18 protein-coding genes are annotated in these 13,737 nt (G+C 65.6%); 10 read left to right on the top strand and 8 right to left on the bottom strand.

Annotation, left to right across the window (positions count from 1 at the left end; genetic code table 11):
• A partial coding sequence (locus NP3_RS14270; RefSeq protein WP_084508581.1) for an MFS transporter occupies window positions 1–1,161 on the bottom strand: 1,161 nt, incomplete at its 3' end.
• Between the two features lie 116 nt (window positions 1,162–1,277).
• Between NP3_RS14270 and NP3_RS14265 the strand changes: the two genes are divergently transcribed.
• Both NP3_RS14265 and NP3_RS14260 read left to right on the top strand, forming a co-directional pair.
• On the top strand, window positions 1,278–1,952 hold the full coding sequence (locus NP3_RS14265) for a TetR/AcrR family transcriptional regulator (protein ID WP_063041479.1): 675 nt from the start codon (window positions 1,278–1,280) through the stop codon (window positions 1,950–1,952).
• A gap of 55 nt (window positions 1,953–2,007) precedes the next feature.
• Complete coding sequence (locus NP3_RS14260; protein WP_063041477.1) at window positions 2,008–3,303, top strand: D-arabinono-1,4-lactone oxidase; 1,296 nt, start codon at window positions 2,008–2,010, stop codon at window positions 3,301–3,303.
• A 67-nt stretch (window positions 3,304–3,370) separates the two neighbouring features.
• On the opposite strand, the gene NP3_RS14255 is transcribed toward NP3_RS14260, so the two are convergent.
• A complete protein-coding gene (locus NP3_RS14255; protein WP_084508580.1) occupies window positions 3,371–4,117 on the bottom strand; it encodes an SIR2 family NAD-dependent protein deacylase in 747 nt (248 codons plus the stop codon).
• Window positions 4,118–4,240: 123 nt separating this feature from the next.
• Between NP3_RS14255 and NP3_RS14250 the strand changes: the two genes are divergently transcribed.
• The 3 genes from NP3_RS14250 (at window position 4,241) to NP3_RS14240 (ending at window position 6,303) form a co-directional block, all read left to right on the top strand.
• A complete protein-coding gene (locus NP3_RS14250) occupies window positions 4,241–5,146 on the top strand; it encodes an oxygenase MpaB family protein (protein ID WP_063041475.1) in 906 nt (301 codons plus the stop codon).
• 305 nt (window positions 5,147–5,451) lie between these two features.
• The gene (locus tag NP3_RS14245; RefSeq protein WP_063041473.1) at window positions 5,452–5,865 is read left to right on the top strand and encodes an arsenate reductase ArsC; all 414 of its coding nucleotides are present in this window, start codon (window positions 5,452–5,454) and stop codon (window positions 5,863–5,865) included.
• A gap of 48 nt (window positions 5,866–5,913) precedes the next feature.
• Entirely contained in the window at window positions 5,914–6,303 is a 390-nt protein-coding gene (locus tag NP3_RS14240) for a VOC family protein (protein WP_063041471.1), read from the top strand.
• A gap of 7 nt (window positions 6,304–6,310) precedes the next feature.
• Here the strand turns inward: NP3_RS14240 and NP3_RS14235 are convergent, their stop codons facing one another.
• Entirely contained in the window at window positions 6,311–7,021 is a 711-nt protein-coding gene (locus tag NP3_RS14235; RefSeq protein ID WP_245720934.1) for a helix-turn-helix transcriptional regulator, read from the bottom strand.
• A gap of 10 nt (window positions 7,022–7,031) precedes the next feature.
• The gene (locus NP3_RS49130; RefSeq protein WP_063041467.1) at window positions 7,032–7,796 is read right to left on the bottom strand and encodes an alpha/beta fold hydrolase; all 765 of its coding nucleotides are present in this window, start codon (window positions 7,794–7,796) and stop codon (window positions 7,032–7,034) included.
• A gap of 51 nt (window positions 7,797–7,847) precedes the next feature.
• Here NP3_RS49130 and NP3_RS49125 point away from each other — a divergent pair, with 51 nt between their 5' ends.
• The gene (locus NP3_RS49125; protein ID WP_063041485.1) at window positions 7,848–8,492 is read left to right on the top strand and encodes a winged helix-turn-helix transcriptional regulator; all 645 of its coding nucleotides are present in this window, start codon (window positions 7,848–7,850) and stop codon (window positions 8,490–8,492) included.
• Between the two features lie 33 nt (window positions 8,493–8,525).
• Here the strand turns inward: NP3_RS49125 and NP3_RS14220 are convergent, their stop codons facing one another.
• A complete protein-coding gene (locus NP3_RS14220) occupies window positions 8,526–9,008 on the bottom strand; it encodes a hypothetical protein (RefSeq protein ID WP_063041465.1) in 483 nt (160 codons plus the stop codon).
• Window positions 9,009–9,142: 134 nt separating this feature from the next.
• Here NP3_RS14220 and NP3_RS14215 point away from each other — a divergent pair, with 134 nt between their 5' ends.
• Both NP3_RS14215 and NP3_RS14210 read left to right on the top strand, forming a co-directional pair.
• The gene (locus tag NP3_RS14215) at window positions 9,143–9,913 is read left to right on the top strand and encodes a dienelactone hydrolase family protein (protein WP_063041463.1); all 771 of its coding nucleotides are present in this window, start codon (window positions 9,143–9,145) and stop codon (window positions 9,911–9,913) included.
• Window positions 9,914–10,045: 132 nt separating this feature from the next.
• Window positions 10,046–10,588 (top strand): thioredoxin family protein, encoded by a 543-nt coding sequence (locus tag NP3_RS14210; RefSeq protein ID WP_063041461.1) that lies wholly within the window; start codon window positions 10,046–10,048, stop codon window positions 10,586–10,588.
• Here NP3_RS14210 and NP3_RS14205 read toward each other — a convergent pair.
• Window positions 10,585–10,875, bottom strand: a complete 291-nt coding sequence (locus NP3_RS14205) for a hypothetical protein (protein ID WP_174415132.1) — start codon at window positions 10,873–10,875, stop codon at window positions 10,585–10,587. The genes NP3_RS14210 and NP3_RS14205 overlap by 4 nt on opposite strands.
• Window positions 10,876–10,988: 113 nt before the next feature.
• Window positions 10,989–12,149 carry an MFS transporter gene (locus NP3_RS14200; protein WP_063041460.1) on the bottom strand — a complete coding sequence of 387 codons (1,161 nt, stop codon included), beginning with the start codon at window positions 12,147–12,149 and terminating at the stop codon, window positions 10,989–10,991.
• Between the two features lie 82 nt (window positions 12,150–12,231).
• On the opposite strand from NP3_RS14200, the gene NP3_RS14195 reads away from it, so the two are divergent.
• Together NP3_RS14195 and NP3_RS14190 are read left to right on the top strand one after the other, a co-directional pair.
• Window positions 12,232–12,675, top strand: coding sequence for a MarR family winged helix-turn-helix transcriptional regulator (locus NP3_RS14195; RefSeq protein WP_063041458.1), 444 nt, complete (start codon window positions 12,232–12,234; stop codon window positions 12,673–12,675).
• Between the two features lie 27 nt (window positions 12,676–12,702).
• Entirely contained in the window at window positions 12,703–13,305 is a 603-nt protein-coding gene (locus tag NP3_RS14190; RefSeq protein ID WP_063041456.1) for a TetR/AcrR family transcriptional regulator, read from the top strand.
• 3 nt (window positions 13,306–13,308) lie between these two features.
• Here NP3_RS14190 and NP3_RS14185 read toward each other — a convergent pair whose 3' ends face one another.
• On the bottom strand, window positions 13,309–13,674 hold the full coding sequence (locus NP3_RS14185; protein WP_063041454.1) for an META domain-containing protein: 366 nt from the start codon (window positions 13,672–13,674) through the stop codon (window positions 13,309–13,311).
• Between the last annotated feature and the right edge of the window lie 63 nt (window positions 13,675–13,737).

The raw sequence follows: 13,737 nt of genomic DNA, 5'->3' as shown, positions 1-13,737 counted from the left end.
GAGCCCCATCAGGATCAGGGCGGGCAGGATATTCGCGACATAGCTGCTGTCCAAGCTGATCTGGGTCAGCCATGCCATGCCGACCGCGGCGACCAGGAAGCCACCGGCGACCACCATTTTCGGACCGACCTTCGGCAGCAGCAGCGAGGGCACCGTGGTCGAGGAGACGACCATGCCCGCCACCATCGGCAGGAACGCCAGACCGGTCTTGATCGGCGAGTACCCCATGCTCAGCTGCATGTAGTAGGTCAGGAACAGGAAGATCGCGAACATTCCGATACCCATGACGAACACCGTCAGGAACGAACCGCCGCGAGTGCGGTCCAGCACGATGCGCAGCGGCAGCAGCGGATTCGCGACCCGGGTCTCGATCCACACGAACACCGCGAGCAGGGCCGCGCCACCGATCAGGAAACCGAGGGTGACCGGGTTGCCCCAGCTGGTCGACTCGGCGTGTGAGAACCCGTAGACGATGCCGAACAGTGCGGCGGTCACCACGACGGTGCCCGGGATGTCGAGCTTGGGCCGCTCGGCGACCACATGCTTGGCCAGCAGCAGCACCGCACCGACCAGCGCGACCGCCGCGAAGCCGAGGTTCACGAACATCACCCAGCGCCACGAAGCCCATTCGGTGAGCATGCCGCCGAGCAGCAGACCGATGGCGCCACCCGCACCGGCGACGGCACCGAAGATGCCGAATGCCTTGGCGCGTTCACCCGGTTCGGTGAAGGTCACCGTGAGCAGCGACAGCGCGGCGGGCGCGAGCAACGCACCGAAGACGCCCTGTCCGACGCGGGCCGCGACCAGCATTTCGAAGCTGGTGGCCGCGCCGCCGACCGCGGAGGCGACGGCGAATCCGATCAGGCCGATAATGAAGGTGTTACGTCGGCCGAACAGGTCACTGAGTCGGCCACCGAGCAGCAACAGGCTGCCGAAGGCCAGGGCGTAACCGGTGACGACCCACTGCCGATCGCCATCGCTGAAACCGAGGTCCTGTTGCGCTGCGGGCAGCGCGATATTCACGACGGTCGCGTCGAGCACAACCATGAGCTGAGCCACGCCGAGTACGGCGAGCACCCACCAGCGCAGGGCGTGCGAGCCGCGGCGGCCCGAGTCGGTTTTCTCGGGGGCGGGTGCCCCACGGTCCAACGTGGTAGTCATGTGTCCCCTTTGCTCGAAGCTTGATCCGGAGGAGGTTCCTCCGCTTACCGAGATAAGCTAACACAATAACGGAGACATCTCCTCCACTTAATCCCGCTTATTGCTAGGATGTGCCTGTGAATCCCGCCACTACCGTGCCTCCACCTCGGCGCCTCCGCGCCGACGCTGCCCGCAATCAGCAGCGCATCGTCGAGGCGGCCCGCCAGCTCTTCGCCGATCATGGTCTGGAGATCACCCTCGACGACGTGGCCGAACGCGCCGGAGTCGGCGTCGGCACCGTCTACCGGCGCTTCGCCAACAAGAAGGAATTGATCGCCGAGGTCTTCGAACAGAACGTCGGCGAATTCGCGGTCGCCGCCGAGACCGCGGCCAAGCATCCCGACCCCTGGCTGGGACTGGTCCAGTTCTTCGAGTACGCCTGCACCCATCTGGCAACCAATCGCGGCTTCAGCGAGGTGATGCTCGAACTCGAGGAGGATCTGGAGCGCTTCGCCCAGTTGCGCGACCGGATCAAGCCGACCATCGCCGCGGTCATCGGTCGCGCGCGCGAGGCCGGCGCACTTCAGCCCGATATCGAGCCCTCGGACTTCTTCGCGCTGATCCACATGGTCGACGCGCTCGCCGAGTTCTCCAAGCCGGTGAATCCGAACACCTGGCAGCGTTATATGGCCATCGCCCTCAACGGCGTACGCAGCGATGACGCGCCGCGCCGACCACTACCGGCGCCCCCCTTGACGGACGAGGAAGTCGAACAGGCCAAGTCGTTCGCCTGCGCTGGCCGCAAGCGCTAGCGCAAAAACCGGACATATCTAGCGCTCATCTGAGCCAGCCCTTACAGTTGGACGTATGACCAACTCGTGGGGGAACTGGGCCGGGGATCAGCAGTGCACGCCAGCCGCCGTCGTCGCCCCGCGAAATACCGAGGAATTGGCCGAGATCATCGGCCGCGCCGCCACCACCGGACAGACAGTACGCGTCGCCGGTGCGGGTCATTCGTTCACCGATGCCGTACTCACCGACGGCATCCTGCTCGACCTGGCGAAACTGAACCGCATCCGCAACGTGGACCGGGCGACCGGCCGCGTCCGAGTCGAGGCGGGCATCACCCTCAATGCCGCGAGCAATGCACTGCATCCGCTCGGCCTGGCCTTCCCCAATCTCGGCGATATCGATGTGCAGACCATCGCGGGCGCGACCGCCACCGCCACCCACGGCACCGGTGCGACGCTGCAAAACCTCTCGGCCGCTCTGCAATCCATCGAACTGGTGCTCGCCGACGGCAGCCGAGTCGAGTTGAACGAGGATTCCGATCCGGACGGCTGGCGCGCGGCGCGGGTCAGCGTCGGGGCGCTCGGCGTGATCAGTGCGGTCACCCTGCAGTTGGTGCCGTCGTTCGTGCTGGAGGGAATCGAGCGGCCGGTGCCGGTCGAGGAGGTCCTCGCGGATCTGGACGCCTACGTCGACGGCAACCAGCATTTCGAGTTCTACATGTTCGGCCACAGCCCGCTGGCGATGACCAAGCGCAATAACCCTGTCGACCTGCCGGAACAGCCGCGCGGCCGGGCCGCCGACTGGTTCGCCGACATCCTGATGTCCAACTACGCATTCGACGCGCTGTGCCGACTCGGTAAGCGCCAGCCGCGGCTGGTGCCGTGGATCCATCGCGGCGCGGCGTATGCGGGCAGTTACCGCCGCCAGGTCGACCGCTCCTATCGAGTCTTCGCCTCGCCCCGGCTGATTCGCTTCACCGAGATGGAATACGCTATTCCGCGCGAACATTCCGCCGCCGCCATCCGCGAGATCAAGGACCTCGCGACGCGGTTCGATACGCCGATGCCGATCGAGGTGCGCTGGGTCGCCCCCGATGACGCGTTCCTGTCCCCCGCCGGTGGCCGCGACACTTGCTACATCGCCGTGCACCAGTACCGCGGGATGGACTTCGAACCGTATTTCCGTGCCTGCGAAGCGGTTTTCGACAAGTACGACGGCCGCCCGCACTGGGGCAAGCGCCACTTCCAGACCGCCGAAACACTGCAGGCGCGTTACCCGGACTGGGATCACTTCGCCGAAGTGCGCCGCCGCTTCGATCCCAAGGGCCGCTTCGCCAACGCATACGTCGAGCGGGTACTCGGCTGTGTCTGATTTGCCGCGCCTGCGGCGCGGCGTGTTCGCTCGTAAGACTCGCGCCGTGGTGGCCGAGTCGCATGATTCAGCTTGCGAGTATCTCGGCGACCAGGCGCGGTAAGGCCGTGCCGATGGGTTCGCGGATGACCTCGGTGGCGATGCCGTCGTAGGGCGTCGGTTCGGCATTGACGATGACCAGATCCGCGCCGCTGTCGACGGCGATCGCGCACATCGATGCGGCGGGCTCCACCTGCAGCGAGGATCCGATGGCCAGGAAGATATCGCTGGCCTCGGCGGTCAGCGCGGCCTTGGTCATGGTGCGGCGATCCATCTGCTGACCGAACATGATGGTCGCGGATTTCAGGATGCCGCCGCAGGCCGGACACGGCGGATCCGCCTCGCCTGCCGCCACCCGTGCCAGCGTGGCCGCCATGCTCGTCTGGTATTCGCAACCGACACAGACGACTTCGAACATATTGCCGTGGATTTCGATCACCCGGCCGGGTGAGGATCCGGCGCGCTGGTGCAGCCGGTCGATGTTCTGGGTGATGATCGTAATGGTGCGTCCGGCGCGCTCCAGGTCGGCCAGTGCGGCGTGCGCGGCATTGGGTTGGGCCTGCCAGGCCGGATTGTCGCGGCGAGCCAGCCAGGAGCGTTTGCGCAGTTCCGGATCGGCGAGGTAGACGTCGTAGGTCGACAACAGTTCGGCGATGGGGTCTTTCGTCCATACGCCGCGGGGGCCGCGGAAGTCGGGAATGCCGGAATCGGTGGAGATGCCCGCGCCGGTGAGCACACCGATCCGCCCGTCCCGTTTGCGCCAGTCGCTCGTCACATCGATTCAGCCTAGGGGGCTGCGTTATCAGTGCCCAGGGCGTGCGGTCGACAAGCCAAGTTCATGAGAGATTGTTACACTAAGTCTCTCAAGCTCTTGGATGGTTGATCAAAGGAGATCGCAATGACCGCCGCCGCATTCGATGCCGATTCACGGACCGCACCGGAGCGCCGCCCGTTCGCACCGGGTACTCGAATGTGGGACGAAACCGGCCTGATCACCTTCTCCCTCACCGCCGGCTCGGCATTTCTGCTGCAGACCATGGAACCGACCATCGCCGCCGTAGTCGACGAACACTCCACCTTCCGCACCGATCCGCTCGGACGCGCGGTGCGCAGCATCGGTTCGGTGATGATGTGGATCTACGGCGGCGACGAGGCGATCGCCGAAGCGGATCGCCTGCGCAAGATGCACGTCTCGCTCAACACCACCACGCCAGATGGTGTCCGGCACAAGGCGCTGACCTCCGCTCCGTGGGCCTGGGTGCTGCACACCGGCACCTTCGCCTTCACCGAGAACGCCGAATACTTCGCCCGCCGCCCGCTGACTCCGGCAGAGAAGGACGCGTACTACCAGGAAACGGTGCAGCTAATGCGCAATTTCATGGTGGCACCCAAGGAGATTCCGGCGAACTACGCCGAATTCGAGAAATTCTTCACCGATATTGTGGAGAACCACCTGCAGGAGACCGGAACCGCGCACGACTACCTGCGGGTGATCCAGTCGATCGCGCCGCCGAGGCAACTGCCGCGCGCATTGCGCCCCGCCTGGAAGCGCGTGGTCGCACCGGTCGGTCGGCTGCAGTATTTCGTCACCGTCGGCACCACCCCGGAGGCGGCCCGGCGCAAGCTCGGCCTGATGTGGTCGGAGTCCGATGAGCGCAAGCTGAAGGCGTTGGGCTGGTTCATCGCCCGCACGGTGCCGCTGCTGCCGGAGCGGGTGCGCTACTTCCCGATCGCTTACGAGGCGCGGCGGCTCGAGCGCGATCGCGCGCGTCTGCGCAAGGTCATCGATCTGCGTCCCATGTGACGCCTCGCGCGCGGCCACGGCCCGCGGTTGCCGATCCGGCACCGCGGGCCGTGTCGTATCCAGGCGAAACGCCGATTTCCTGACCGACCGGTTTCTTATCGGTCGATATCCCGCGTGCGGCAACAACTCTCGAGCGACCGGTCTCGAGATGCCTTGGCGGACAAAGTCACCCCCTCGTCGCGAAACACATTCAGCCCGTGCTGGTATACGTATCACGCACCCTCCGACGCAGACCCGGTGCAACCGTCCGACAATTCCGACATTGCGCCCAGAACCACGCACCAGCCTGAAAGGTACTCCCGCACATGGCTCACAAGCCCAGCGTGCTGTTCGTCTGTGTCCACAATGCGGGCCGGTCGCAAATGGCCGCCGGATTCCTCGATGCGCTCGCGGGCGACCGCATCGATGTGCACTCCGCCGGGAGCGCGCCCGCCGACGTCATCAATCCGGCCGCCGTGGCGGTCATGGCCGAACTCGGTATCGATATCTCGACGCATGCGCCGAGGCTGCTGACCGTGGACGCGGTGGCCATGTCCGACGTGGTCGTCACCATGGGCTGCGGTGATGTGTGCCCGTTCTTCCCCGGTATCAGCTACCGCGACTGGATGCTGCCCGATGCGACCGGCGAGGACATCGCCATCGTTCGCTCGATCCGCGACCGGATCCGCATCCTGGTGGAAAACCTGATCGCGGAACTGATCCCGGCCACCGCCTGCTGAGTCCGATTTGTTCAAGACGCCTGCCGAAGTGCCGCATACGCTGCGGATATGACTCCACAACTCAATGTCATCGGCATTGTCGTCAGCGATATGGCCGCCTCGCTCGCCTTCTACCGACGCCTGGGTCTCGAGTTCCCGGCGGCGGACGACGGGCATATGGAGGCACCGCTGCCCGGCGGTATGCGCCTGACGCTGGATACCGAGGCCGTGATCAAGTCGTTCCACTCCGGCTGGCAGCCGCCGAGGTCCGCGGGGCGACTCGGCCTGGCCTTCCAGTGTGCGGATCCCGCCGAGGTCGACGCGGTCTACAGCGAACTCATCGATGCCGGATACCGCGGCGAACTGAAGCCATGGGACGCCTTCTGGGGCCAGCGCTACGCGACGATCCTGGACCCGGACGGCAATAGCGTCGATCTGTACGCCCCGCTGTCGGATTGAGCCGACGCTAGGAGCGGGTGAGCAATTCGCTCAACGGCATACCCGCCAGCTCGCGCACATCGCGCGCGAGATGGGCCTGATCGGCGAATCCGGTACGAAATGCGGTGTCCGCGAGCGGTACTCCGCTGCGGGCCACCGCGAGTGCCCGCTGCAGCCGCAGGATGCGCGCCAATGTCTTCGGCCCGTAGCCGAAGGCCACGAGCGAGCGTCGATGCAACATCCGCGCACCGAGCCCCGCGGCCTCGGCCGTCGCCGCGACCGACCACCCGGCGTCCAGCGCGTCGACGATCCGCCGCAGTACCGGGTCGGGTGGTTCGGTGTCGTAGGCCCGCCGCATCGCGAGCGCCTCCAATGCGGCGGTCTGATCCGCGGCCGCCCCGACCTTTTCCGCGAGTCGCCGAGCCGCCGCCGCGGGCCACAGATCCGCCAACTCCACCCGCTTATCGCGCAATTCGTGCGCGGGCACCCCGAGCAGTGCGGGCGCGCTGCCCGGTGCGAATCGAATCCCGACCCATCGAGTGCCAGTCACACCATCGGCCATATACGCCCGGGTATCCGGCCCGGCCACCAGCAACCTGCCATTGCTCCACAGCAGATCCATACATCCGTCCGGCAACACCGGTACGGCCGCGGCCCCGGTGACATTGGTATTCGTCCACACCACGGCGCCTGGGAGCCGCGACGGCCGCTCCCGGTATACCGGCACTACCTCTGCCACGAATCCGAGGCTACCCGCACCGCTTCGTGCCTCCGTCGAGGAAGGTCAGCAGCCGCTCGGCCAGCCACTGCGGCCGCTCCTCGGGCACGAAGTGACCGCAGTCGGGGATCCGTTCCAGCCGCATGTCGTCGGCGTAGTCGCGATAGCTGTCCGGGACGCCCTCGGCGAGCGGATCGCAGGCACCGTTGAGGTGCAGGGTCGGCACCCGCAGGCGCATCATGCGGTAGTGCCGTGCGAAATGCGGTACCTCGTGCAACAACACATTGCGATTGAAGTCGATGGTCGCCGCATGCGCGCTCGGTGTGCGCATCCGGGACAGGTAGACCGCGGCCTCCGCATCGCTGAAGCGCCCCTGGTGCCGCCATGCGCGCAGACTCCGCTTTGTCAGCGCGGTTTGCAGTGCGGACGAACGCCCGAGCGCGGCAAGCGCGTAGCTGTGCCAAGGCTTGGTGAATACCGCGGGCCGCACCCCATCGATGGTCCACGGATGCACACCGGCCAGCGCGACGAACTGGTCGAACCACTCCGGCCAGTTCAGGCAAGCTCGATAGCCGACGACCAGGCCCCAATCACGGCCGACCACCCGCGCCCGATCCACCTCCAACCGATCCAGCAATTGGACGAGATCGCGTGCCAGTCGCTCGAAGCTGTAGCCGTCATCGGATCCTTCGGACCACCCGAGGCCGCGGATATCCGGACAGATCACCCGATACCGCTGAGCGAGCGGTGCGATCACGTGCCGCCACTCCCACCAGTGCTGTGGCCAGCCGCGCAACAGGATGAGCGGTGCACCCGAAGTAGATGAATTCGAACTAGGAGGATGGCGATGGCGCGGCGCACCTACAACCAGTACTGCGGACTGTCCCGCAGCCTCGATCTCGTCGGCGAACGCTGGACGCTGCTGATCATCCGCGAACTCATGGCGGGCCCGAAGCGCTACACCGACCTCGCCGACGCACTCGACGGCATCGGCACCAGCCTGCTCGCCGCGCGCATCAAACAGCTCGACGACGACGGCCTGATCAGCCGGACCACTCTGCCGCCACCAGCGGCGTCGCAGGTGTACGAACTCACCCCGGCCGGTCAGGAACTCGCGGCGGCGCTTGTCCCCCTTGCCATGTGGGGCATGCGGCACCATTTCGACGAACCGCGACGTCCCGAGGAGAGCTACCGCGCCGAATGGACGCTCGTCTTCCTCGCGACACTGATCGACCCGCCCGCTGATATGCGTGCGACGATCCAATTCCACATCGACGGTTCCGCCGCGGCGATCGTCATCGGCGACGGACGAGCCACGGTGACCCCCGGCGAACTCGGCAATGCCGACGCCACCGTCACGACCGACCTGCACACACTGGGTCGTCTCGGCACACGCCAACTCGATCCGGCGGATGCGGTCGACCGAGTGCACGTCACGGGCGATGCCGAACTCGCCTTGCGCCTAGTGGGTTTGGTGATCGGTCGCCGATGAATTCCGGCGGCCGCGTGCCCGCGTCACAGCGGTTCAGTGCGGGGTGATGCCGCGCGGGACGACCCGGATCAGGTGATCGTCGCCCGCGGCGATTTTCGAATCCGGATCCTTACATCCGACGGTGACCTCGGCACCGGCGGGTGAGGAAAAGGTCCACAGCGTCATCCACTCTTTTCCGCCGATTGTTTCCTGTTTTTTCGTATTGGTGGAACGGAGGTCTTCGTTGCGGCCGGTGCTGTCGGCCACCGTGCAGCGTAGGCTTCCGCTCGCCGCGCCCCAGTCGACGGGCACCTTGATATCCATTACGGCATCCGCGGGAATCGGTACTTTCTTGGTCTCCCCCAGCGGAATTCGCACGCCGTCGCCCGGCTCCTCGTTTTCGATCGGCGTCGCAGCCACCGAACTCGTTTCCGATGGTGCGGACGAACTCGACGCGGCCGTCGTCGACTTGTCATCGGTGCATCCCGCCACGGCAACGGCAAGTGCCGCCGTCGCCGTCATCCAGATCAGTTTCACAGGTCAACCTCTCTTCGACAGAGCATGACTACAACTTCCAGATGGACGCAGACTACATGGCGCGAAAATCGACAATTTGTTCGCAAATAAGAGGAATCGGCGGATATCGAAAATCTCCGATAGCGTCATATGCCATGACGATGCCCGTCGCATTCAGCACCCTCGATGTCCGCACAGCCGACGGCAATGCTGACGCCTACCTGGCCAGACCCGATGACGGCGCCGCCCATCCCGGCGTGCTGTTCAATATGGACGCCTACGGCCTGCGGCCCTGGCTACGCGAAATGATGCAGGCCATCGCGGCCGACGGCTACACCGTGCTGGCGCCCAATATTTTCTACCGAACCGGGCCCGCTCCGGTACTCCCGATGCCCGATTCCGCCGATCCGGACGGGCATGCGAAATTCTTTGTCGCACTGGGCCCGGCGCGCGCGGCGCTCACTCCCGAAAAGGCATTGCAGGACACCCGAACCTATCTCGATTGGCTGGCGGCGGCCGAGTTCGTGGCACCGGGTCCGGTGGCGGTGACCGGATACTGCATGGGCGGCCGACTCGCCTTGCGCGCCGCGGGCGCATTCGGGAATCGCATCGCGGCAGCCGCCAGCTTCCACGGCGGCCGCCTGGCGGTCGACGAACAACCCGACAGTCCGCATCACACCGCCGCGGGCATTACCGCCGAATTGTTGATCGCCCATGCGAGCCAAGATGATTCGATACCCCCGGAGCAGATCACCCGTTTGGAAAAGGCACTCGACGCCGCGGACGTCCGCTATGCCTCGGTGGTTTACCCGAATACCCGCCACGGTTTCACCATGCACGACACCCCGGTCTTCGATCAGGTGGCCTACGACCGCCACCTCACCGATCTGCTCGACCTGCTGCACCGGTCGTTCCCCAGCCCGTGACGAGAAGGGCAAGCGTATCGGCCCGTGCCCGGTGAGCGGGTCTGGGTCGTCCGGTGCGGGACCAATACCGATCCCGCGCATCTGGCGCGGTAAAGCGCACTAGGCTCGATATCGACTCGGAGGAGGCACACCATGTCGGTTCAATCCCTGATGGTCCCGATCGGAACGCCCGCGCCGGACTTCAGCCTGCCCGACCTCGACGGTCAGCTGCACGCCCGCGCCGACTATGCGGACGGGCCCGGGCTACTGGTCATCTTCGCCTGCAACCACTGCCCGTATGTGCGGCACCTCGAGTCGAAGCTCGGCGAGGTGCTCGGCACGCTGACCATCCCGACGGTGGCTATCTGCACCAACGACGCCGACGCCTACCCGGATGACGCACCGGAGCACCTGCGGGTCCAAGCCGATCGGGCCGGTTGGAAATTCCCGTACCTGATCGACGAAACACAGCAGGTGGGTCGAGCCTTCCGGGCCGCGTGCACGCCGGACTTCTTCCTCTACGACGCACGCCTCGAACTCGCCTACCGCGGCGCATTCGACGAATCCACCCCGGGCAACGGTAAACCGGTGACCGGCAACGAATTACGCGCCGCGGTCGAGGCGGTACGTACCGGAGCCCCCGTGCCCGAGCCACATCGGCCGAGCATGGGTTGCTCCATCAAATGGCGTGCTTAGGTGCCGATCACGGCATTCATGATGGTGCCCGCGCTGGTCGCGACGACACCACCGATCATGGCTCCCGCCACCATCTTCGGCGATTGCAGGCCGCCGCCGGACCACTTCTCCCAGGCGAACCGACCGCCCGCGTAGGTGATGGCGGTAATGCCCGCCAGCAGGATGAACCAGGTGAAATAGCGCACCATCTGCAGGATCTTGTCCGCGAGGGGCGGCGCCTCAGGTGTCGGGTTGCCGAGTTGGGCCAGGACTGCTCCATACGTGTCATGTGCCGCGGCGAGAATCATGCTCACAGTCGTACCCCTCTTCTGATATCGGCGACGCTGGTAAGCGCCTAGCCAGATAATAGCGGCTCGACTCGAGACAGATTGTGCAGCAACCGGATTCAACGACATACCGGTCAGCTGGATTCCAACACGGGCCGGTGATCGCGCCGCAGCATGTACAGCGCCATCGCCGATCCCGATACCGTGAGGACAGCGGCTGTCGGATAGATCGAACACAATCCCGGTCCGTCATCGATGGCCCAGCCACCGATGCGGCCCGCGCATGCGGCGGCGAGTTGGAATCCGGAGGCATTGACCGCGACCGCCAGTGTGGGTGCCGCGCCCGCCGCGGTCACGACCCGGGTCTGCATACCGGGAATGATCGCGAAGGCCAGCACACCCAGCACGAAAACCAGTGCCACCGTGATCAATTGAATTTCCGCGACACCCCAGAGCAGCGCAAGCGTGCCCGCTAGGGCCGCGAGCAGACCCGCCAGCGATGGCATCAGCGCCCTATCGGCCAGCCGTCCACCGAGATAGTTGCCGAGCACCGCGCCCACGCCGTACACCAGCAGCAGCGCGGGCACCACACCTGCCGCGAAGCCGCTCAGCTCGATGAGCAGCGGGGTGAAGTACGTAAAGACCGTCACCACACCGACATTGCCGAGCGCGGTGAGCGCGATCGCCAATTGCACACGGCGATCGACGAATACGCGCAGCTCCCGCCGCACCGATGCGCTCGACGGCGCGGGCATCGTCGGCAGGAAACGCAGCAGGAGCAGCAGCGCGACGGCCGCGCCCACCGCGACCGACACGAATGTCGCACGCCAGCCGAAAGTTTGGCCGACGACCGTGCCGACCGGAGTGCCGCCGACAATGCCCAGATTCATGCCGAGCGCCACCTGCGCAACCGCCGATGCCTCGCGGCCGGGTTCGGCCGTCGAGACGACCGTTGCGATGGCGACGGCGAAAAACGTTGCCACCACGAGCCCCGCGGCGAATCTGGCCAGCAGCACGGTCGAATAGTTCGGTGCGAGAGCCGAACCCAGATTCGCGACGACGGACACCGCGACCAAACCGACCACGAGCGGTTTGCGCGGCAGCCGCGCCGTCGCCACGGTCACCACCGGCCCGCCGACGATCATGCCGAGCGCATAGGCGCTCACCAGCAGACCAGCCGCTGGCACCGACACCGCGAGCCCGGCCGCCACCTCGGGCAGGATTCCGGCGATTACGAATTCACCGGTGGTCAGGCTGAAGACCACCAGCACGAGCGCAAAGACAGCAGGGCGCATTCATCCACTCCCAGATAGTTACAATTCAAATGATTTGAACTAGAACTATCACAGTTCGAAGCATGACACTAGACTCGACGGCATGAACGAGCAGGCGCCACCAAATCTCGTCGTGGATACCGAGATCGATCGCGATGTCTGCAAGCTGGTGCACGAGTTCACCCACCGCCTCGACGTGCACGTTCGCCGCGTCGCCGAGGCGTTGGATATGACGCCGTCGCAGGTGATCGCCCTGCGCGAGCTGTCGGATCCGATTACCGCGCGCGAATTGGCCACCAGAATGTCGTGCGAGCCATCGAATGCGACCTTCGTGCTGGACCGCCTCGAGCAGCAGGATCTGGTTCGGCGGCAACCACATCCGACCGATCGCCGCGCCAAACAGATCGTGCTGACAGCCGCAGGGAAGCGGCGGCGCGCCGAGGCGCTCGACCTGCTCGGGGCGCAGTCGCCACTGACCTCGCTCACCGCCGTACAGCAGCAGACCCTGCGCGATCTGCTGCAGGCGATGGTGCCGCCGATTGTCTAACCATACGGTCGGACGTACTCTTCAATTATGACGACGGAGGACAAGCGCCTACAGCGCGGTGCACGGAGTCGCCAGCTCGTGCTGCGCCAAGCGGTCGACACCGCATCCCTCGACGGTCTCGAGGGTTTGAGCTTCGGCAAGCTGGCCACTGATACCGGGCTCAGCAAGGCGGGCGTACAGACCCTGTTCAAGACCAAGGAGACGCTGCAACTCGCGGCGCTCGATTTCGGCCGCGATATGTTCATCGATGCCGTCATCCGTCCCGCCCGCGCGCAACCGCATGGGGTGCGACGACTTCGCGCCCTGATCGAATGCTGGATCGTCTACGCGCAGACACCGCTGTTCGCGGGCGGCTGCCTGCGGGTCGCGAATATGGCGGAGTTCGACAGCCGTCCCGGTCCGGTGCGCGATGCGCTGGTCAACGAGCAGCGGGAGTGGGTGGGGACCATCGCGCGCGAACTCCGGCATGCCGTCGATGCGGGCGAAATCGCCGATCTGGATATCGATCTCGCCGCCTTCCAGATCGACGCCGTCCTCTGTGCCGCCAATACCGCACTGCGCCTCGGCGAAGTCGACGCGGTGCCCAAGGTCCGCCGAGTTGTCGAAAGCTTCCTCATCCCGGCGACCTAGGTATCAGGGGCAGTCAGCGGTCTGCTGCAGCTCGATCCTGATCCGGTCGTCGCTGAGGATGAGGGTGCCGTCGCCGGTGGTGGTCCATGTCGGTGCGAGGAGCAGGAATTCGGTGAGCCAGGAGTCCTGGTCGGCGAATTCCGGCGGATAGGACAGCACGGTGGAGAACGGGGATCGAGTTTTCAGAACGCCGCTGTCGGCATCCACCTCGAACATCACGGTATTGGCACCCGCGTGTGCGGACAGGCGGCGGGTCTCGTCGACGAACCACAGGGTGATCCGGGTGCCGCGGAGCAGGAATCGTGGTCGGCCATTCTCGGTGACGGATGAGGAGACGTAGCGGTGGCCCCAGAGATCTGAGTCTTGCATCGGTGGATCGGCCCTTACTCGCGGCGTTCGACAGCCCATCTATCCTGATTCCCGGGCCGAGCG

Origin of the sequence: Nocardia pseudovaccinii NBRC 100343, from assembly GCF_001613225.1 — a bacterium.
Lineage (GTDB): Bacteria > Actinomycetota > Actinomycetes > Mycobacteriales > Mycobacteriaceae > Nocardia > Nocardia pseudovaccinii.
The sequence above is the reverse complement of the archived record's forward strand: the minus strand, read 5'-3'. Positions and strand labels throughout refer to the sequence as shown.

Coding starts and splice junctions, on each gene's coding strand:
- NP3_RS14260 (WP_063041477.1), top strand. CDS start 2,008: ATGACCAACTCGTGGGGGAACTGGGCCGGGGATCAGCAGTGCACGCCA.
- NP3_RS14250 (WP_063041475.1), top strand. CDS start 4,241: ATGACCGCCGCCGCATTCGATGCCGATTCACGGACCGCACCGGAGCGC.
- NP3_RS14245 (WP_063041473.1), top strand. CDS start 5,452: ATGGCTCACAAGCCCAGCGTGCTGTTCGTCTGTGTCCACAATGCGGGC.
- NP3_RS14240 (WP_063041471.1), top strand. CDS start 5,914: ATGACTCCACAACTCAATGTCATCGGCATTGTCGTCAGCGATATGGCC.
- NP3_RS49125 (WP_063041485.1), top strand. CDS start 7,848: ATGGCGCGGCGCACCTACAACCAGTACTGCGGACTGTCCCGCAGCCTC.
- NP3_RS14215 (WP_063041463.1), top strand. CDS start 9,143: ATGACGATGCCCGTCGCATTCAGCACCCTCGATGTCCGCACAGCCGAC.
- NP3_RS14210 (WP_063041461.1), top strand. CDS start 10,046: ATGTCGGTTCAATCCCTGATGGTCCCGATCGGAACGCCCGCGCCGGAC.
- NP3_RS14205 (WP_174415132.1), bottom strand. CDS start 10,875: ATGATTCTCGCCGCGGCACATGACACGTATGGAGCAGTCCTGGCCCAA.
- NP3_RS14200 (WP_063041460.1), bottom strand. CDS start 12,149: ATGCGCCCTGCTGTCTTTGCGCTCGTGCTGGTGGTCTTCAGCCTGACC.
- NP3_RS14195 (WP_063041458.1), top strand. CDS start 12,232: ATGAACGAGCAGGCGCCACCAAATCTCGTCGTGGATACCGAGATCGAT.
- NP3_RS14190 (WP_063041456.1), top strand. CDS start 12,703: ATGACGACGGAGGACAAGCGCCTACAGCGCGGTGCACGGAGTCGCCAG.
- NP3_RS14185 (WP_063041454.1), bottom strand. CDS start 13,674: ATGCAAGACTCAGATCTCTGGGGCCACCGCTACGTCTCCTCATCCGTC.